Here is a 16067-nt window from a genome sequence, read left to right as displayed (position 1 = left end):
CGTCCGTTCCCATGGCCTCTTACCTCGCGCGCCTGCTGGCCGAGGCATGGCCTGAGCAGGCACAATCGTGTCCATGGCAGAATCTCCCGACCGGCGCGCCCGCAAGGCCGAGGCGACACGTCGTCGCATCCTCGATGCCGCGCGCGACGTCATCGCCACCGGCGGACCGGAGGCGCTGACGATTCGGGCTGTGTCGAACGGCGCCGATATCGCCGTCGGGACGTTCTACAACTACTTCACCTCCGTCGAACAGCTCACTGACGAGGTCGTCTTCGACCTCGTCGAGACCTTCGGCCAGCGTCTTGATGCGCTGACCGGGGACTTCGACGATGCCGCCGAGGTCTACGCGGTGTCTCTGCGGCACCTGGCGACGACGGCGATCTCCGATCCCGTGTGGGGGTGGCTGCTCGTCCGGCTCGGTCTCGCCCATGCGGGGCTGCTCGACGTGCTGGGTCCGCGTGCCAATCGGGACATCCAGAAGGGCGTCGACAGCGGTCGCTTCGACATCGACGACGTCGCCCTGGCCGGGGCGATGACCTTCGGGGCGCTGCTCTCGGCGATGCGTCTGCGACTTGAGCGCGGGGGGTCCGATGAAGTCGTCGCCACCTACACGCAGTACCTGCTGCGGATGGTGGGGATCTCGCGCGAGGAGGCGCGCGACCTTGCCCGGCGACCGCTGCCGCCCCTGCCGCCGCTCAACCCATCCGACGGAAACAGGAGCCCAGCCGCACCTGAGTGACCGGACGCGGCCCCGGGGACGCACGTCGGATCGGCCCATCCGAGTGCGCCGAGAGTCCGAATACTCATCGGTAACACGGTCACGCGGAGATCGACTAGTCTGACGACTGACCTGTCCGTGACGCTGACATATTCACCCAGAGGAGTCCGATGAGACTGAGACCTGCACTGATGACCGGCCTGCTCGGATTCGCCGGGGCCATGCACTTCATCCGACCGCGGACATTCGACTCGATCGTCCCGCCTGCCCTCGGCAATCGGCGGGCGTGGACCTATGCGAGCGGGGTCGCCGAACTCGGCTGCGCCGCCCTGCTCGCCAACCCTGGCACACGACGCCTCGGAGGGGCCGCCTCGGCGGCACTCATGGTCGCCGTCTACCCGGCCAACATCTACACCGTGGTCAAGTACTGGCACTCACCCCGCGGGCGGGCGATCGCGCTCGCGCGCCTGCCGCTGCAGATTCCCCTCGTGCAGATGTCGTGGGCGATCGCCACCGACAGGGGCGCGCAGGACTGACCTCCGGGCGGTGCGCCGAACGGCGGTCATTGGTAGCCTGGGCACAGCGAGTGCCCGTGTGCCTGACCCGTCCGGGCAGACGTCAGCAGGCATCGTGAGGGCGGCCCAAGGGGTCCCCATGTCTCAACGCCACCACCTCTTCAGCCTCTGGCTCATCTTCTTCATCAACGGCTCAGTCATGGCCAGCTGGTCGCCGCGCATTCCCGAGGTCGCAGCCGCCCTCGACGTGGGTGACGCGGCATTGGGCATCGCCCTGCTCGGCTTCGCCGCCGGAGCCATCCCGGCGATGTTGTGTGCCGGTCACCTGACCCGTTGGGTGTCGCCCGAACTCGTCAGCCTCCTCTCTGCGACGGGGTTCTCCCTCGGCCTGCCGGTGATCGCCGCGGCACCGAACCTCGTTGCGCTCTTCGCAGCTCTCTTCGGGATGGGTGTCGCCGGGGGCCTGTGCGACATCACGATGAACCTCACAGGGGTGCGCATTGAGCATCGACTGCGCTCGGGCGTGCTCGGACGCCTTCACGCCGGATTCAGTCTCGGGGTCGTGGCCGGCGGTGTCGGTGCGCTCGTCGCGACCTCCCTCGGTGCGAGCGTCGCCGGGCATTTCGCGGTCGTGGCAGCCGTGCTCGTTGTTCTCGCGGCAACTGCTGCTCCCGGTCTCCTGCGCGCTGGGGGACGGGGGCCTGAGCGGGAACGCGTGCCCGAATCCGCAGGTCCACCCGACGGTCCTCGTTTCACCTCGCACCTCCCGGCGGCGATCGCCGTCCTGGCCATCTGCGGACTGCTGCTCGAAGGCGTCATCACGGACTGGTCGGCGCTCCTGCTCACTCGTGACCTGGGCGCCACCGCAACGCAGGGTGCGTTGGCGCTCACGCTGTTCTCCGTGGCCATGGTCGGATCACGGGCAGTCACCGACCTGCTGGCCGACCGCCTCGGCGAAACGGTGATCCTCTGTGCCGGGGCAGTGACGGCCGCGACGGCGATGACGATCGGAATGCTCAGCGCGGTGCCCGGGATCGTCGTGGGGTCGATCGTGGTCATCGGCTTGGCGATCGGTCCGGTGTTTCCGATCACCCTGAGCCGGGCCTCCCGGTTCGGTGATCCGGCGGCCTCGATCGCCCGCATCAGTGTGGTCGGCTACACCGCAGGACTGATCGGTCCGCTGCTCATCGGCGTGATCTCCTCTGCTGTGGGCCTGCCGTGGACGATCACCGGCGCGGTGCTCGCCGGGAGTCTCGGCATCCTCCTCGCTCTTCGTCCCGCGTCGCGTGGTGACGAGACCGGCACGGCGCCTTAGTCCTCCGAAGTCGGCGAGGTGATCTCTTCAGCACTCGGCGCCGAGTCAGGGTCGAGCAGCCACTGGGCGGCTACGCCGATGAGCATCGCGTAGTGACGCGAACCGGCCCTGTCGTCGTCACCCCCGAAAGCGCGTGCGAGCACGGCCCGTGCGGCATCGCCGCGCTCTTCGAGGCCTGCGCGAATGGTGTCATTGTGCTGAGCCAGACTGATGGCCTCGAAGTTGACGAACCACATCGCGCGGTTGTCATCGATCGCCTCGATGACACGCTGCCACCGCTCGGTGGCCGACAGATCCGGTGCGGCGACCGCACCGAAGAGCAGCTCTCCCCATTCGCCGTTGAGGTCGAACAGGGCCTGATTGAGCAGCACTTCCTTCGAGCCGAAGTGGTAGTTGATCGAGGCCAGATTCGTCCCGCTCTCACCGATGAGGTCACGCACGGTGGTGTCGGCATATCCCTTGTTGAGCAGGCAGGTTCGAGCCGCTGCCAGGAGGCGGCTCTTCGTCGCGTCAGGTTCGGGGCGGCTCATGAAGCGATCGTAGCACCTGTGTTTAAAACACATGTTTGATACGGTTGTTTCAACCGGGGCAACTCGCCTCGCAGAGAGGAGAATCATGAGAGACGAAATCCGATCACGCACCTCGTCCACTCAGCAGCCGTCCGCCTCACCCGCGCTGAGGCTCACCGCGCTCACATGCACGTACCCGGGAGAGGGCGGTCCGGTTCACGCCCTACGGGGAATCGATCTCACCATCCCGAAAGGCACATTCACCGCGATCATGGGGCCGTCGGGATCGGGGAAGACCACACTGCTGCACTGTGCGGCAGGGCTCCAGGAGCCGACCTCTGGAATCGTGGAACTCGCCGGTGAGAACGTGGTCGGATTGGATGAGGCGGAACTTGCCCGGCTGCGTCGCCGAGAACTCGGCTTCGCCTTCCAATCCTTCAACCTGCTTGCCGCACTCACTGCCGCCGAGAACATCGAGCTGCCATTGCGTCTCGACGGTCGACCCGTTGAGGACGGCGCGACCGACCGGCTCCTTGCCCAAGTCGGTTTGGGACAGCGCGCCCACCATCGGCCGGGCCAGCTGTCAGGAGGTCAACGACAGCGGGTTGCCGTGGCTCGTGCCCTGATCACCGACCCGGCCATCGTCTTCGCCGACGAGCCAACCGGTGCTCTCGACCTGCGCAGTGCACGCGACGTCCTCACCCTGCTCCGGGACCTCGCCGACGGAGGTCAGACCATCGTCATGGTCACCCATGACCCGACAGCTGCCGCCTTTTCCGACCACGTGCTCTTCCTGGCCGACGGGCGCATCGTCGACGACCTCGTCGACCCCACGGCGAGTGTGGTGGCTGCGCGCATGGCAGCACTCATCGATGATGCAGAGCAGACGGAGCCCGGCCCTCCACCGGCGGCTGAGTCCGCGCCCGGAATGCCCACCGAGGTGGCGCCATGATCCGGATCGCGCTGCAGTCCGCAGCGCACCACCGGCGCAGTTTCCTCGCCACTGGCGTCGTCATCCTCGTCGGGACGACCCTGGTCTCGGCGATGGCCGCCATCCTCGCCACTGGGATCGCACCGGAGACAGCCGTTGCCGACCGACCGTTCCTCACCCAGTTCCCTCTCATCATGGGAACGTGGATCCTCGCAATCGTCGTCTTCGCCGTCGTGTCAACAGTCTCTGTGGCTCTGGAGAACCGCACCGACGAGATCACCGGGCTTCGCCTCATCGGAGCCACGCCTGAGCAGGTGAGGCGCCTGGCCGCAGTCGAGACCGCCGCGATCTCCGTTGTCGCTGCCCTGCCGGGCGTGGCACTGAGCTATCTTCTCGGTGGTGTCATCGTTTCGCGCGTCGCGGCGAATGGTCTGATCAGCGCGGCTTCCCACTACACTCCAGGGTGGGTTCTCCCTGCGACTGCCGGTCTGCTCGTCATTGCGGCCGGTGTGCTCGGCGGCCACCTCGGCGCGCGTTCAGCGGCACGTCGCAGTCCGATCGGTGCACCTGAGACCGCGGCTTCGCGGCAGCGGGGACCACGTGTCCGCCGGGCGGCAGCTGTCACGCTCATCGTCATCGGCCTGGCCTCCTCGGTGACGTCATTGGCAATGGATCCCTCCAGCGTGTACGCCACCGCGGCCACGGGCCCGGGAGTCGTGCTCGTGGCAGTGGGCACGGCCCTGCTCGCCGCCGAGATCCTCGGTCTGGCCAATCGTCTGCTCGGCAAGGCCTCGGTTCGCGGGACGGCAAGCGTCCACCTCGCCCGCATCAACCTGCGCGAGGTGCACCAGCGCTCCCGTCCCCTCGTGACTTTCCTCGTCCTCTTCATCGGAGTCTCGTCAGGGACGCTGACGATGCAGGCCATCGAGAACGACGCGAACTCGAACTCCGGCGGGATCGGTGCGGTGATGGCTTCGATCAACTACCTCGTCGTGGTGCTCATCGCTGCATTCATGGCCATCGCCCTGGCCAACACCATCGTCTCAGCGATCGCCGCGCGGCGTGAGGAGCTCAGAGATTTGCGACTCGTCGGCGCGACCGCAGGCCAGGTGCGCCGGACAGTCGTCGCCGAAGGTGTCATCGCCATCCTCGCCAGCGCCGTCGCCGCTGCGGTGGCCGCCGCGGTCGCTGTGATTCCGTTCGCGATTGCGAAGCTGGGAACGCCCCTGGCCGTGCTCAATCCGGTGCCATACGTGATGACGATCGTCATCGGAGCGCTTCTCACGATCGGCATCATCAGCGCTGCGACAAGGCTGTCTGGGAGGCGGGCGGCGTCAGGAGAGAATCACGAGCTCCGCGGTTGATCGGGTCATCGCGACGTAGCGGTCGACGGCACCGGTGATGCCGTCACCGAACCGATCGGGGTCGACGAGGACGACGAGATCGAACTCGAGACCCTTGACCTCGAGTGGAGTGAACGCGTTCACCCGCTCGGATCGCCGCCAGCGACCCGGGACGGGGAGGACACTGGGGTCGGCCGCGATGATGCCGACGGTGCCCTGCTCGTGGGCGCTCAGCCACGCCTCGACGACGGGGATGAGCGCCTCCGTCCGTTCACGGCGCAACGGGTTTCCGGAGGTGCGCACGGAGTCTGGCACATTCGCATCGGGGAGGGCGGCACGGATGACGGGACCGGCTTCGGCCATCACCTCGGCGGGGGTGCGATAGTTGACGCTCAGGTGCACCGTCTCGACGCTCAGCCCCACCCGCGACAGCCGTGCCTCCCACGTCTCGGCGAACCCGTCCCTTGCCTGAGCGCGGTCTCCGACGATCGTCACCGATTTCGAGGGGCACCGGTCGAGGATCATCCGCCACTGGGCATCGGTGAGCTCCTGGGCTTCGTCGACGATGATGTGACCGAACGGACCGGCGAGCCGATCCGGTTGCGGCACCGTTCGACCACTGGAATTCTTCAGAGCTGCCTGCAGGTCCGCGCTGCGGAGCATCGTCATCTCCCGCAGCTCGCTGTCGTCGGCAGAGATGAGGTCGTCGATGACGTCGCTCATCCGCGCGCGTTCGGCGGCGGACTCGCGCTCGTCGGTGCGTCGGCGACGGTGAGCGTCCGGGTCGCCGATGCGACGGCGGGCGGCATCGAGGAACGGCAGATCCGATGCCGTCCAGTCTCGCGGTTCTCGGCGGATGAGCGCGTCGATCTGCGTCGGCGTCAGCCCCGGTGCGCACATGTCCAGGTAGGCCGGCACGGTCCACAGGTCGCCGACGATGTCGAGCGGATCGAGCACGGGCCATGCGGCTGTCAGTGCCGTCCGCAGTGCCGGATCGCAGCGGACCATGCGCCGAGTCAACCCCTCGTCGATGTCCTCATCGAGGTCCCGGGCATGGTCGACGATGATGTCGACGAGTTCGTCCCACACCTCATCACGGGCGTCGTTGTGCGGCGTCGTCCCGATCCCGGCCCGGAACGCTTCGGCCCACATCCCCAGTCCGACCGGAATCTCGCCGGCCGGAGTCGGGACGGTCAGGTCGTCGGTCGGCGGCTGCTCGTAGAGCGAGACGGCCCGGTCGACCACCTCGGCGGGATCGAGCGCACCTTTGATCCGGGCGGAGTCCGCAGACTCGGGAGCCGTGGCAGTCTCCGGCACGAGGTCGCTCAGCGTGCACATCTGCACCGCATCCTCACCGAGGCGGGGGAGGACGTCGTCGACGTAGCGCAGATACGTTGCGGTCGGGCCGATGAAGAGCAGCCCGCCTCCGGATCTCACCTGCGGTGTGGAATGGAGCAGGTAGGCGGCCCGGTGCAGCGCGACGACGGTCTTGCCCGTGCCCGGCCCGCCGTCGACGACGAGCGGTCGACGGGCAGACGTGCGGATGACCGCATCCTGGTCGGCCTGGATCGTGCCGAGGACATCGGGCATCCGCGGCGAGCGCACCGCGGAGAGAGCTGCGAGGAAGGCCGACTGGTCGTCGAGCACAGCGGCATCGGCACCGCCGTCGGGACTCAGCTGCTCTTCCCAGTAGTCGATGACCACGCCGTCCCGCCAGCGATATCGTCTCCTGCTCGTGAGACCGAAGGGGGAGGCGAGGGTGGCGGCGAAGTACGGTTCGGCCGCAGAGGTGCGCCAGTCGACGAGCAGCGGGTCGCCGTGCTCGTCGCGGATGCCCATCCGGCCGATGTGGATCGTCTCACCGGTCGTGGTCACCATCCGACCGAGGCACAGGTCGAGGTCGAAGCGGCCGAGCAGGCTCAGCTGCGCGGAGGCATCGCGGACGAGGGCGTCGCGTTCGACGGCCGCCTCACCGGAGGACGCGGGTGTCGCCCGCAGCTCGGCGAGGCGGGTGGTCAGCCGGGCGGACTCGGTCTCCAGGGCTTGGGAGACGCGGGAGAACAGCGCATCGTCGGCGGCGATGAGGTGCGGTCGGGCTTTGGCGGACAGACGAGCGGGCAGGGCGAAGGCGCTGGTTCGCAACGAGGCTCCTGGAGGGTGAACGGCGAGGTGAGCCACCCATTGTTCACCCTGTCCGGGGCCTTGCGGCAAGCCCCCTGTGCGCTGATATCCTGAAAATGCGAGGAGATGCCGGCCGCTCGTCAGCCGCCCATGACGACGAGTCGGAGTGCTCGACCGGGAGGGTGTCAGCGGAAGTCGATGAGCTTCCCGCTCTTCGACAGCTCCGGATCCGTGCAGGAGGACAGGTCGAAGCAGCACGGTCGGCGCTTGCCGTTCTCGAGCTTGTCGATGGCCACGCCGACGCGCTTGGCCCGCGTCGCGGGGTTCTTCGTCGCCTTGATCCAGCGCACCCACTCCCACCGCGCCATCGGGGTCAGGCTCGCCCATGTGTCATCGAGATCGCCGGCAGCCGCGAGCGCCGAAGCGAGATCTTCCGGCACGCTCACCTCGGGCCAGTCCTTCGTCGGCGTCAGCGTCACGGACAGCGTCTCGCCGTCCTCGAGACCCGCAACCTCATCGAGATTGAGCCAGTGACCGCGCATCCCATCGGGCTCGACAACCGTCGCGAACCGCGCGTCGCCGACGACCGCCTCGGCGGCGACCTGACCTCGTGAGGGGAGCTCCGCACTCGCGTCGGGACTCAGCCGGATGATCGTGCGATCACCGAGCGTCGACACCTCTCCGGCGAACTCGATCGGTGCGGTCTTCGTCGCTGCCATGTCTCTCCTCACGGGACCGGGATCCGACCCTCCGGACCCCCTCAACTGCTCTCGTCCCAGGATACTCGCGGGCAGCTGAGCAGGCTTCTCGATTCCTGACCAGTGCGCCCATCACCCTCTGCGCCCGGAGGAGGGGGAGGTGACAGGCGGAGCCGTGCGGAGGATTGACTTTTCCTGAACAGTGTTCAATGATCGTGGCCATGCCGTCTTTCACCACCATCGCCGATCGCGCCTGCTCCGGTTCGCCGGCCACCCCCGACGAGGCTCTGGCCATTCTGCAGTCCTCCGATGACGACCTCCTTGACGTCGTCGCGGCCGCCGCGCGGGTCCGCCGCCTGCACTTCGGCGACGCGGTCAAGGTCAACTATCTCGTCAACCTCAAATCGGGACTGTGCCCGGAGGACTGCGGCTACTGCTCCCAGCGCCTGGGGTCGGAATCGGAGATCCTCAAGTACTCGTGGCTGCCCGGTGACGAAGCGCGCCGGCAGGCGGAGTTCGGTCTCGCCGGCGGTGCCTCCCGGGTGTGCCTCGTCGCCAGCGGCCGCGGCCCCTCGAACCGGGACGTCGAACGGGTGGCGTCGATGACCGAGGACATCAAAGCCCACAACCCCGATGTCGAGGTCTGCGCGTGCCTCGGGATCCTCAAAGGCGGGCAGGCCGAGCGCCTTCGAGCGGCCGGGGTCGACGCCTACAACCACAACCTCAACACCGCTGAGTCGAACTATGCCGAGATCTGCTCGACGCACACCTTCGCCGACCGTGTCGACACCGTCGAACAGGCCCGCGACGCGGGACTCTCCCCGTGCTCCGGGCTCATCGTCGGCATGGGCGAGTCCCCGGAGCAGATCGTCGAGACGATCCTCGAACTGCGTCGCCTCGACGCCGACTCCATCCCCGTCAACTTCCTCATCCCGTTCGAGGGCACCCCGCTGGCGGGAACCCGCGAACTCACTCCCCAGCACTGCCTGCGCATCCTCTGCGCAGTGCGGTTGATGTGCCCGGACAGCGAGCTGCGCATCGCCGGCGGCCGCGAGATGCACCTGCGCACTCTCCAGCCGCTCGCCCTCCATGTCGCCAACTCCCTGTTCCTCGGCGACTACCTCACGAGCGAAGGCCAGGACGCCGAGGCGGACCTCGACATGATCGTCGACGGCGGCTTCTCCATCGTCGGCTCCGACAGCGCAGCCGAACTGCGGGAGCAGGTGCGCGCTGCGAAGGCGGCGCGCACCGCCGCTCTTCTCCCCGAGGCCGCCCCGGCCTCTGCGAGCCTGCCGTGCGGGAAGCCGGCCCCGGCCTCCACCGCGACCGACGGGATCGTCGTCCCCACGATCCGCCGCCGCGGGGCGGGAACGGCCGCGGCCCCCAATGCGTGAGACCACGACCGTCGCCGGTCTCCACGACCGCGAGCGCGGCCTGCTCTGGCATCCCTACGGCGCCCTCGCCGATGGCTCGCACTTCGCGGTCGCCGGTGCCCGCGGCCCCCGCGTCGACCTCGTCGGACGTGACGGGCGCAGCATCACCGCCCTCGACGGGATGAGTTCCTGGTGGTCGGTCGTCCACGGGTACCGCAATCCCACACTCGACCAGGCACTCGAGTCCCAGCAGCGGTCGTTCTCCCATGTCATGTTCGGCGGGCTCACCCACGAACCGGCGGTCGACCTCGCCGAGCGCCTCGTCGCCGTGACACCGGCGGGCCTCGACCACGTCTTCCTCGCCGATTCCGGGTCGGTGTCGGTCGAGGTCGCACTCAAGACCGCCATCCAGTACCAGCGCGCCCAGGGCCGCGACCGCGGACGCTTCCTCGCCCTGCGCGGGGCCTATCACGGCGACACCACCGGTGCGATGAGCGTGTGCGACCCGGTCGAGAGCATGCACGCCGACTTCCGGGCCGTGCTCACCGAGCAGCTCTTCGCCCCGCGGCCGCCGCTGCCGAGCGCCCCCGATGCCGAGGTCGACACGTGGTGTGCGGCCGTCGACGAGCTCTGCGATCGCCACGGTGACGAGCTCGCCGGCATCATCGTCGAACCCCTCTTCCAAGGCGCCGGCGGGATGCGCCCGTACGACGTCCGCGCACTCCGCCATCTCGCCGCCCGTGCCCGCGACCTCGACGCCGTGCTCATCGCCGACGAGATCGCCACCGGCTTCGGCCGCACCGGAACCGCGTTCGCCTGCGAACAGGCCGGCATCGTTCCCGACATCCTCTGCCTCGGCAAGGCGCTGACCGGCGGGTACATGACCCTGGCCGCGGTGCTCTGTGCGAGCGATCTCGCCGAGGTGATCGCCGGATCACCTCACCGTGCCCTCATGCACGGGCCGACATTCATGGCCAACCCCCTGGCCTGCGCTGCGGCGCGAGCGTCGCTCGATCTGCTCTTCGCTCCCACCCCCGACGGCACGCCTGCGTGGGCGACAGCCGTCACCCGGATCGGGGAGGGCCTCACTGCGGGACTGGCACCGGCCGCGGCGCTGCCCGGGGTCGCCGACGTCCGCGTCGTCGGCGGGATCGGCGTCCTCGAGATGCACCGCCCCGTCGACGTCGGCACCATCACCCGCATCGCCGCCGACCACGGTGTCTGGCTGCGCCCCTTCCGCACGCACATCTACACGATGCCGCCGTACATCGCGACGACCGAGGATGTCGCTGGGATCTGTGCGGCGATGCTCGCCGCTGCGGAGGGCTGCCCGTGACCGCGCCCGTGCGTGAGGCGAACCGGATCCTCGACCGCCTCGGCGCCGAGGCGCGAGCCCGTGCCGAGGCCGGGCTCGACCGCGTCGACGCCGGGCCGCACGGTCTCGATCTCGCCTCGAACGACTACCTCGGACTCGCGAACCATCCGAGCGTCATCGCCGCCGGATGCGAGGCGATCGCACGCTGGGGCACATCCGCGCGGGCCTCACGACTCGTCACGGGCACCACCCCGGCCCACCATGAGGCCGAAGCGGCGCTGTCCGCCCTCACCGGGCGGGACACGGCGCTCGTCTTCTCCTCGGGCTACGCCGCGAACCTCGCCGTGCTCACCGCGCTCGGCGGACCCGACTGCCTCATCGTCTCCGACGCCCACAACCACGCCTCGCTCATCGACGCCTGCCGTCTCTCGAAGGCCGAGGTCGTGCGCACCCCGCACGGGGACGCCACCGCCGTCGAGGAGGCCCTGCGGCAGCGCACCCAGCCCGAGGCGATCGTCGTCGTCGAATCCGTCTACTCAGTCCTCGGCGATGCCCCGGACCTTGCGCGTCTGCTCGAGCTCTGCGTACGCTTCGATGCCCTGCTCGTCATCGACGAAGCCCACGGCATCGGCGTCGTCGGCGGCGGAGCGGGCGCGGCCGCGGCACTGGTCGACCACCGTGACCGCGTCGTCGTCACCGCGACCCTGTCCAAGTCCCTGGGAGCCCAAGGCGGAGCGGTCCTCGGACCCGCCGCGGTCCGGGACGCCCTGGTCAACACCGCCCGGACCTTCATCTTCGACACCGGACTCGCCCCGGCCGCAGCGGCCGCGGCCACCGCCGCAATCCAGCTCATCGCCGCCGGTGAGGCACCGGTGGCGCAGCTGGCCGCCAATCGGCGAGCTCTGACGACGGCTCTCGGCATCGAGGAGCCGGCCGGAGCCGTGGCGTCTGTGCCGATGCCCTCGGCCCGGGCGGCCGTCGCCGCGCGTGACGCACTCCGGGAGCGCGGCCTGACCGTGGGGTGCTTTCGTCCGCCCTCGGTTCCCGACGGCATCTCCCGCCTGCGCATCACCTGTCGCGGCGACCTCACCGCGGCCGACGTCGACACCGCCGCCGAGGCGATCGGCACCGTCGTCGCGGAGATGGGCTGACTGTGCGCTGCATCGTCGTCACCGGGACCGACACGGGGGTCGGGAAGACCATCGTGTCAGCGGCTCTCGCTGTCCGTCTGCGGCAGCGCTCTGTCGCGGTGCACCTCCGCAAACCGGTGCAGACCGGTCTCATCGCCGCCGACGACCCGCACCGCGGCGACCTCGAAGCCCTCTACACCGATGTCGTCACCCGCGGTGACGCCGAGATCGCCGGGACCCTCGCCGGCGTCCCCTGGTCGACCGGGGTGAGCCTGAGACTGCCGATGGCACCGGCGGCCGCCGCCGCTGCGGTCGGAGTCTCGCTGCCGACGCCCCATGACCACGCCGAGGCGATCCTCGCGTGCGGTCGGGACACGGCCGACCCCGCCGCGGTCATCGTCGAGGGGGCCGGGGGTCTCCTCGTCGACTTCGGCGACGGTCACACGCTGGCCGACATCGCTTCCGCGCTCATCGAGCTCGATCCCGCGGTCCGGGTCGAATTCGTCATCGTCAGCCGGGCGGGTCTCGGCACCCTCAATCACACGGCGCTGACCTGTGAGGCCCTGCGGGTCCGCGGGCTTCCCATCGGCGGAATCGTCCTCGGCTCGTGGCCCGCCGATCCCGCTCCGGTCGCCGTCGACAACCGTCGCCGCCTCGGCGACAGTGCTCCGGTGCTCGGCGCCGTCCCCGCCGGCGCCGGACAGCTGCGCCCAGCCGCCTTCCGCGCCGCGGCGGGCAGCTGGACGAGCGTCGCCTGACTCAGCCCACGCGGCGACCGGACCATTCGGGGGTGCTGCGGGCCACCTCGGCGATCGTCGCTGCGATCTCCGCGGGGAACTCCGTGACGGCATCCGCGGTCTGATCGACGTGGAGGGCGAGGATCTCCTCGGTCGCGACGACGCGGCCGTCGACGATCATCTCGTAGGCGAGATGGAGCTTCTTCGCCCCGGCGGCGACGAGCTGCGGACGGACGATGAGCGTCGACCCGAGCGAGACCTCGTCGAGGTACCGGACGTGGGACTCCACCGTGTAGAGGGAGCATCCGGTGGCCTCCCGATACGCCGCATCGAGGCCGAGCTCGTCCATGATCGCATCGGTGGCGAACCCGAAGACGAGGACGTAGAACGCCTCGGAGAGGTGCCCGTTGTAGTCGATCCACTCCTCCCGGACAGCGGTGCGGTACTCGCTGAGTCGACGCCCGGTGCCGGACGCGTCCGGGCAGGCAGCGCCTGGGCCGGCGCCAGCGTCTGTCGCGGCGGCGTCCGGCTGAGTCGCAGCCGGCGTCGCCGCAGCAGTGGCACTCCCGCCCGAGGCGAGGTCGGCGGTCAGCCTGCGCAGGGCGACGATGCCGGCATCGCGGGCGGAGACGAGGTCGGCGATCGAGCGCCCCGCACTCTCGTCCTCACAGCCGGCGACGACGGCATCGCGCAGCGCAGGCGTCAGCTCGGGGGCGTCGAGTCGCGTCCACGGAGACTTCAGCGAGGGACCGAAGTGGTCGAGCATGTGGGCCATGCCGCCCTCACCCCCGGCGAGGTGGAAGGTGAGCATCGGCCCCTGGAACGGCCAGCGCAGGCCCGGACCGTCCGTGATCGACCGGTCGATCTGCTCGACGGTGGCCTCGCCCGTCTCGACCATGTGCAGGGCCTCGCGCCACTGCGCCTCCTGGAGGCGATTGGCGATGAACCCGGGGACCTCGTGGTCCATGCGGATGACGGACTTCCCGATGCGGGCGTAGAAGTCCGCGGCCCACGCGACGGCGGCCGGGTCGGTGGCCTCACCGCCGACGACCTCGACGAGGGGGATGAGGTAGGGCGGGTTGAACGGGTGCCCGACGACGAAGCGCTCGGGCCGGGTCACCTCGGTGGCCATCTCCGTCATCGAGTACCCCGACGTCGATGACCCGATGATCACCGAGGCGGGGGTGAGCACGTCGATGTCGGCGAAGAGGCGGCGCTTGAGGTCGAGGTTCTCCGGAGCGGATTCCTGAACGAAATCGGTGCCGGCCAGCGCCTCGGCGAGGTCGGTGTGGATCGTCCAGGCGGTGCGGTCGGCACCGGGGACCATGTCGAGTTCGGCGAGGGCGGGCCAGGCGGCGTCGATGAGGCGGGTGAGGCGCTCACCGGCCGCGGGATCGGGGTCCCAGACCCTGACCGCGTACCCGCGGGCGAGGAAGTAGGCGGCCCAGCCGCCGCCGATCGTGCCCGCGCCGATGCACGTGATCGTCCGCACGGACTCGGGGGCGGGGAAGGAGGAGGGTGCGGTCACAGGTCGGCTCCCATCGCGGTGGCGGTCTGCACGCGCAGATCGAGGATCTCGCGGGCTTCGTCGGGGGTGGCCACCTCGGCGCCGAGGTCCTCGATGATCGACACGGCGCGGTCGGTGAGGCCGGCGTTCGTCGCCTTGACCCCCTTGGAGATGTAGAGGTTGTCCTCGAGGCCGACGCGGGCGTGGCCGCCGGCGAGCACCGACTGCGCGACCCACGGCAGCTGGTTGCGGCCGATCGCGAACGAGGTGAACTCCGCGCCTTTGGGCAGGAGGTGGACCATGGCCTGGAGGAGACCCGCGTCGACCGGTGCGCCGTAGGGGATGCCCATGCACAGCTGGTAGAGCGGCGGCGGGTCGATGAGCCCCTCCTCGACGAGGACGTTGGCGAACCACAGGTTGCCGGTGTCGAAGATCTCGAGCTCGGGGCGCACACCCAGGGTCTGGATCTTCTTCGACCCCTCGCGCAGCATGTCCGGGGTCGAGACGTAGATGTTCGACCCCTCGCCGAAGTTGAGAGATCCGCAGTCGAGCGTGCAGATCTCCGGCAGGAGCTCCTCGACGTGGGGGAGGCGCTCGAGGGCGTTGACGAGGTCGGTGCCCGGCATCTGCGTCGTCGGGTCCTGGGGGTCGATGACGAGGTCGCCGCCCATGCCCGCGGTGAGGTTGATGACGGGGTCGACGTCGGAGGCGCGGATGAGGCGGACGACCTCACGGTAGTAGGCGACCTCGCGGGAGCCGAGCGTGGTCTCGAGATCGCGGACGTGGATGTGGACGACCGAGGCACCGGCCCGGGCGGCGGCGATCGCGTCGGCGGCGATCTCCTCCGGGGTGACGGGCACGTGCTCGCTCTTGCCCGCGGTGTCGCCGGCACCGGTGACGGCACAGGTGAGAATGACTTTGCGATTCATGATGACTCCTCATCAGGTTCGGGGGTGATGATCGCTCGCCGCAGGTAGCGGTCGAGGCGGTGACGGAACGTCGGCACGTCCATGAGTCCGGTGACGACTTTGATGCCGAGGCCGTCGACGACGGAGGTGAGCTCGTCGGTCATCTCCGTCGCATCGCCGGGCCGGAAGACGCCGCTGGCCTGACCGTCTTCGAGGGTGGCGCGCACCGTCCGCGACCACCGGTCGTACCCGGCGGGATACGCGGACTCCGCCGGGTCCTCGACGGCGAGGCGACTCCACGTCTGAATCCAGATCGACCACTCCCGACGCGCATCGGGGCCGATGGGCGACTGGAGTTCGAGGAGGCGCTCGAGGCGCCGGCGCGGCGAGACGATCTCGTCGAGCCACGCGACCTGACGGTCGAAGGCGAGCTTGACGGAGAACTCGAGGGTGGCGTCGAAGAGCTCCGACTTCCCGGCGAAGTGGTAGTGCACGGCCGCGCTCGAGACGCCGGCGGCCTCGGCGATGTCGGCGATGCGGACGGCATCGTAGCCGTGGCGGGCGAAGAGGTCCCAGGCGGTCTCGACGATGAGACGGCGCGGCGAGGACTGATCGGCCTCGTCGAGCGCCGAGGCGGTGCGCAGTCCGGCGGGGACCGCCGAGACCGTCGACTCGTCGCCGAGCAGCCAGCGCACGGTCACGCCGGTCGCCGTGGCGAGGCCGAGGAGCTCCTCGGCGGTGAACTTGCGCCGACCCGAGAGCGACTTCGACAGTTTGGTCTCGTCGATGCCGATCGCCCGGGCGAGGCTGCGCTGGGACAGGCCGCTGCCGGCGACGGTCTCCCGGGCGCGGGCGGCGATGCTGGTGGCCATGCCCCGAGCCTACGACAGTGTCTGCGGCAATCGCAAGGAAATATGATGATGAATCAGTGTTTGCGATTCCGGTGG

At 69.4% G+C, this 16067-nt stretch carries 15 protein-coding genes; 9 read left to right on the top strand and 6 right to left on the bottom strand.

Features of this window, described 5'->3' with window-relative positions:
• Positions 1–73 precede the first annotated feature (73 nt).
• The 3 genes from J9315_RS09505 to J9315_RS09495 all read left to right on the top strand — a co-directional run bounded on the left by J9315_RS09505 (position 74) and on the right by J9315_RS09495 (position 2548).
• On the top strand, positions 74–739 hold the full coding sequence (locus J9315_RS09505; protein WP_211977688.1) for a TetR/AcrR family transcriptional regulator: 666 nt from the start codon (positions 74–76) through the stop codon (positions 737–739).
• 149 nt (positions 740–888) lie between these two features.
• On the top strand, positions 889–1254 hold the full coding sequence (locus tag J9315_RS09500) for a hypothetical protein (RefSeq protein WP_249120867.1): 366 nt from the start codon (positions 889–891) through the stop codon (positions 1252–1254).
• Between the two features lie 118 nt (positions 1255–1372).
• Complete coding sequence (locus J9315_RS09495) at positions 1373–2548, top strand: MFS transporter (protein ID WP_211977686.1); 1176 nt, start codon at positions 1373–1375, stop codon at positions 2546–2548.
• On the opposite strand, the gene J9315_RS09490 is transcribed toward J9315_RS09495, so the two are convergent.
• Entirely contained in the window at positions 2545–3078 is a 534-nt protein-coding gene (locus J9315_RS09490; protein WP_211977682.1) for a TetR/AcrR family transcriptional regulator, read from the bottom strand. The two genes, J9315_RS09495 and J9315_RS09490, sit on opposite strands and share 4 nt — an antisense overlap.
• A gap of 31 nt (positions 3079–3109) precedes the next feature.
• On the opposite strand from J9315_RS09490, the gene J9315_RS09485 reads away from it, so the two are divergent.
• On the top strand, positions 3110–4009 hold the full coding sequence (locus J9315_RS09485; protein ID WP_349251964.1) for an ABC transporter ATP-binding protein: 900 nt from the start codon (positions 3110–3112) through the stop codon (positions 4007–4009).
• Complete coding sequence (locus J9315_RS09480) at positions 4006–5352, top strand: ABC transporter permease (protein WP_211977679.1); 1347 nt, start codon at positions 4006–4008, stop codon at positions 5350–5352. Before J9315_RS09485 ends, J9315_RS09480 begins: the two co-directional genes overlap by 4 nt.
• On the opposite strand, the gene helR is transcribed toward J9315_RS09480, so the two are convergent.
• A complete protein-coding gene (gene helR / locus J9315_RS09475) occupies positions 5323–7473 on the bottom strand; it encodes an RNA polymerase recycling motor ATPase HelR (protein ID WP_211977678.1) in 2151 nt (716 codons plus the stop codon). The two genes, J9315_RS09480 and helR, sit on opposite strands and share 30 nt — an antisense overlap.
• Positions 7474–7637: 164 nt before the next feature.
• Complete coding sequence (locus J9315_RS09470) at positions 7638–8171, bottom strand: YdeI/OmpD-associated family protein (protein WP_211977676.1); 534 nt, start codon at positions 8169–8171, stop codon at positions 7638–7640.
• A 200-nt stretch (positions 8172–8371) separates the two neighbouring features.
• Here J9315_RS09470 and bioB point away from each other — a divergent pair, with 200 nt between their 5' ends.
• The 4 genes from bioB to bioD are packed head-to-tail and all read left to right on the top strand — an operon-like array spanning position 8372 to position 12726.
• Positions 8372–9544: a biotin synthase BioB gene (gene bioB / locus J9315_RS09465; protein WP_211977674.1), complete on the top strand. Its 1173-nt coding sequence runs from the start codon at positions 8372–8374 to the stop codon at positions 9542–9544.
• Positions 9537–10859: an adenosylmethionine--8-amino-7-oxononanoate transaminase gene (locus J9315_RS09460; RefSeq protein ID WP_211977672.1), complete on the top strand. Its 1323-nt coding sequence runs from the start codon at positions 9537–9539 to the stop codon at positions 10857–10859. The genes bioB and J9315_RS09460 overlap by 8 nt, the downstream gene beginning before the upstream one ends.
• Positions 10856–11989, top strand: a complete 1134-nt coding sequence (locus tag J9315_RS09455; RefSeq protein ID WP_249120866.1) for an 8-amino-7-oxononanoate synthase — start codon at positions 10856–10858, stop codon at positions 11987–11989. The genes J9315_RS09460 and J9315_RS09455 overlap by 4 nt, the downstream gene beginning before the upstream one ends.
• A gap of 2 nt (positions 11990–11991) precedes the next feature.
• Positions 11992–12726 (top strand): dethiobiotin synthase, encoded by a 735-nt coding sequence (bioD, locus tag J9315_RS09450; RefSeq protein ID WP_249120865.1) that lies wholly within the window; start codon positions 11992–11994, stop codon positions 12724–12726.
• Position 12727: 1 nt separating this feature from the next.
• Here bioD and J9315_RS09445 read toward each other — a convergent pair whose 3' ends face one another.
• Genes J9315_RS09445 through J9315_RS09435 form a run of 3 tightly spaced genes read right to left on the bottom strand, consistent with a single transcriptional unit; the run spans position 12728 to position 15992 of the window.
• Entirely contained in the window at positions 12728–14233 is a 1506-nt protein-coding gene (locus tag J9315_RS09445) for a 3-hydroxyacyl-CoA dehydrogenase NAD-binding domain-containing protein (protein ID WP_211977670.1), read from the bottom strand.
• Positions 14230–15141 (bottom strand): 3-keto-5-aminohexanoate cleavage protein, encoded by a 912-nt coding sequence (locus J9315_RS09440; protein WP_198498662.1) that lies wholly within the window; start codon positions 15139–15141, stop codon positions 14230–14232. Before J9315_RS09440 ends, J9315_RS09445 begins: the two co-directional genes overlap by 4 nt.
• Positions 15138–15992, bottom strand: coding sequence for a TetR family transcriptional regulator C-terminal domain-containing protein (locus J9315_RS09435; protein ID WP_211977668.1), 855 nt, complete (start codon positions 15990–15992; stop codon positions 15138–15140). Before J9315_RS09435 ends, J9315_RS09440 begins: the two co-directional genes overlap by 4 nt.
• Positions 15993–16067: the final 75 nt, after the last annotated feature.

Origin of the sequence: Brevibacterium sp. W7.2 (assembly GCF_018137945.1) — a bacterium.
GTDB lineage: Bacteria > Actinomycetota > Actinomycetes > Actinomycetales > Brevibacteriaceae > Brevibacterium > Brevibacterium sanguinis.
Note: the sequence above shows the minus strand (reverse complement) of the source record. Positions and strands in the feature narration are given on the sequence as shown.

Coding starts and splice junctions, on each gene's coding strand:
- J9315_RS09505 (WP_211977688.1), top strand. CDS start 74: ATGGCAGAATCTCCCGACCGGCGCGCCCGCAAGGCCGAGGCGACACGT.
- J9315_RS09500 (WP_249120867.1), top strand. CDS start 889: ATGAGACTGAGACCTGCACTGATGACCGGCCTGCTCGGATTCGCCGGG.
- J9315_RS09495 (WP_211977686.1), top strand. CDS start 1,373: ATGTCTCAACGCCACCACCTCTTCAGCCTCTGGCTCATCTTCTTCATC.
- J9315_RS09490 (WP_211977682.1), bottom strand. CDS start 3,078: ATGAGCCGCCCCGAACCTGACGCGACGAAGAGCCGCCTCCTGGCAGCG.
- J9315_RS09485 (WP_349251964.1), top strand. CDS start 3,110: ATGTTTGATACGGTTGTTTCAACCGGGGCAACTCGCCTCGCAGAGAGG.
- J9315_RS09480 (WP_211977679.1), top strand. CDS start 4,006: ATGATCCGGATCGCGCTGCAGTCCGCAGCGCACCACCGGCGCAGTTTC.
- J9315_RS09470 (WP_211977676.1), bottom strand. CDS start 8,171: ATGGCAGCGACGAAGACCGCACCGATCGAGTTCGCCGGAGAGGTGTCG.
- bioB (WP_211977674.1), top strand. CDS start 8,372: ATGCCGTCTTTCACCACCATCGCCGATCGCGCCTGCTCCGGTTCGCCG.
- J9315_RS09460 (WP_211977672.1), top strand. CDS start 9,537: ATGCGTGAGACCACGACCGTCGCCGGTCTCCACGACCGCGAGCGCGGC.
- J9315_RS09440 (WP_198498662.1), bottom strand. CDS start 15,141: ATGAATCGCAAAGTCATTCTCACCTGTGCCGTCACCGGTGCCGGCGAC.
- J9315_RS09435 (WP_211977668.1), bottom strand. CDS start 15,992: ATGGCCACCAGCATCGCCGCCCGCGCCCGGGAGACCGTCGCCGGCAGC.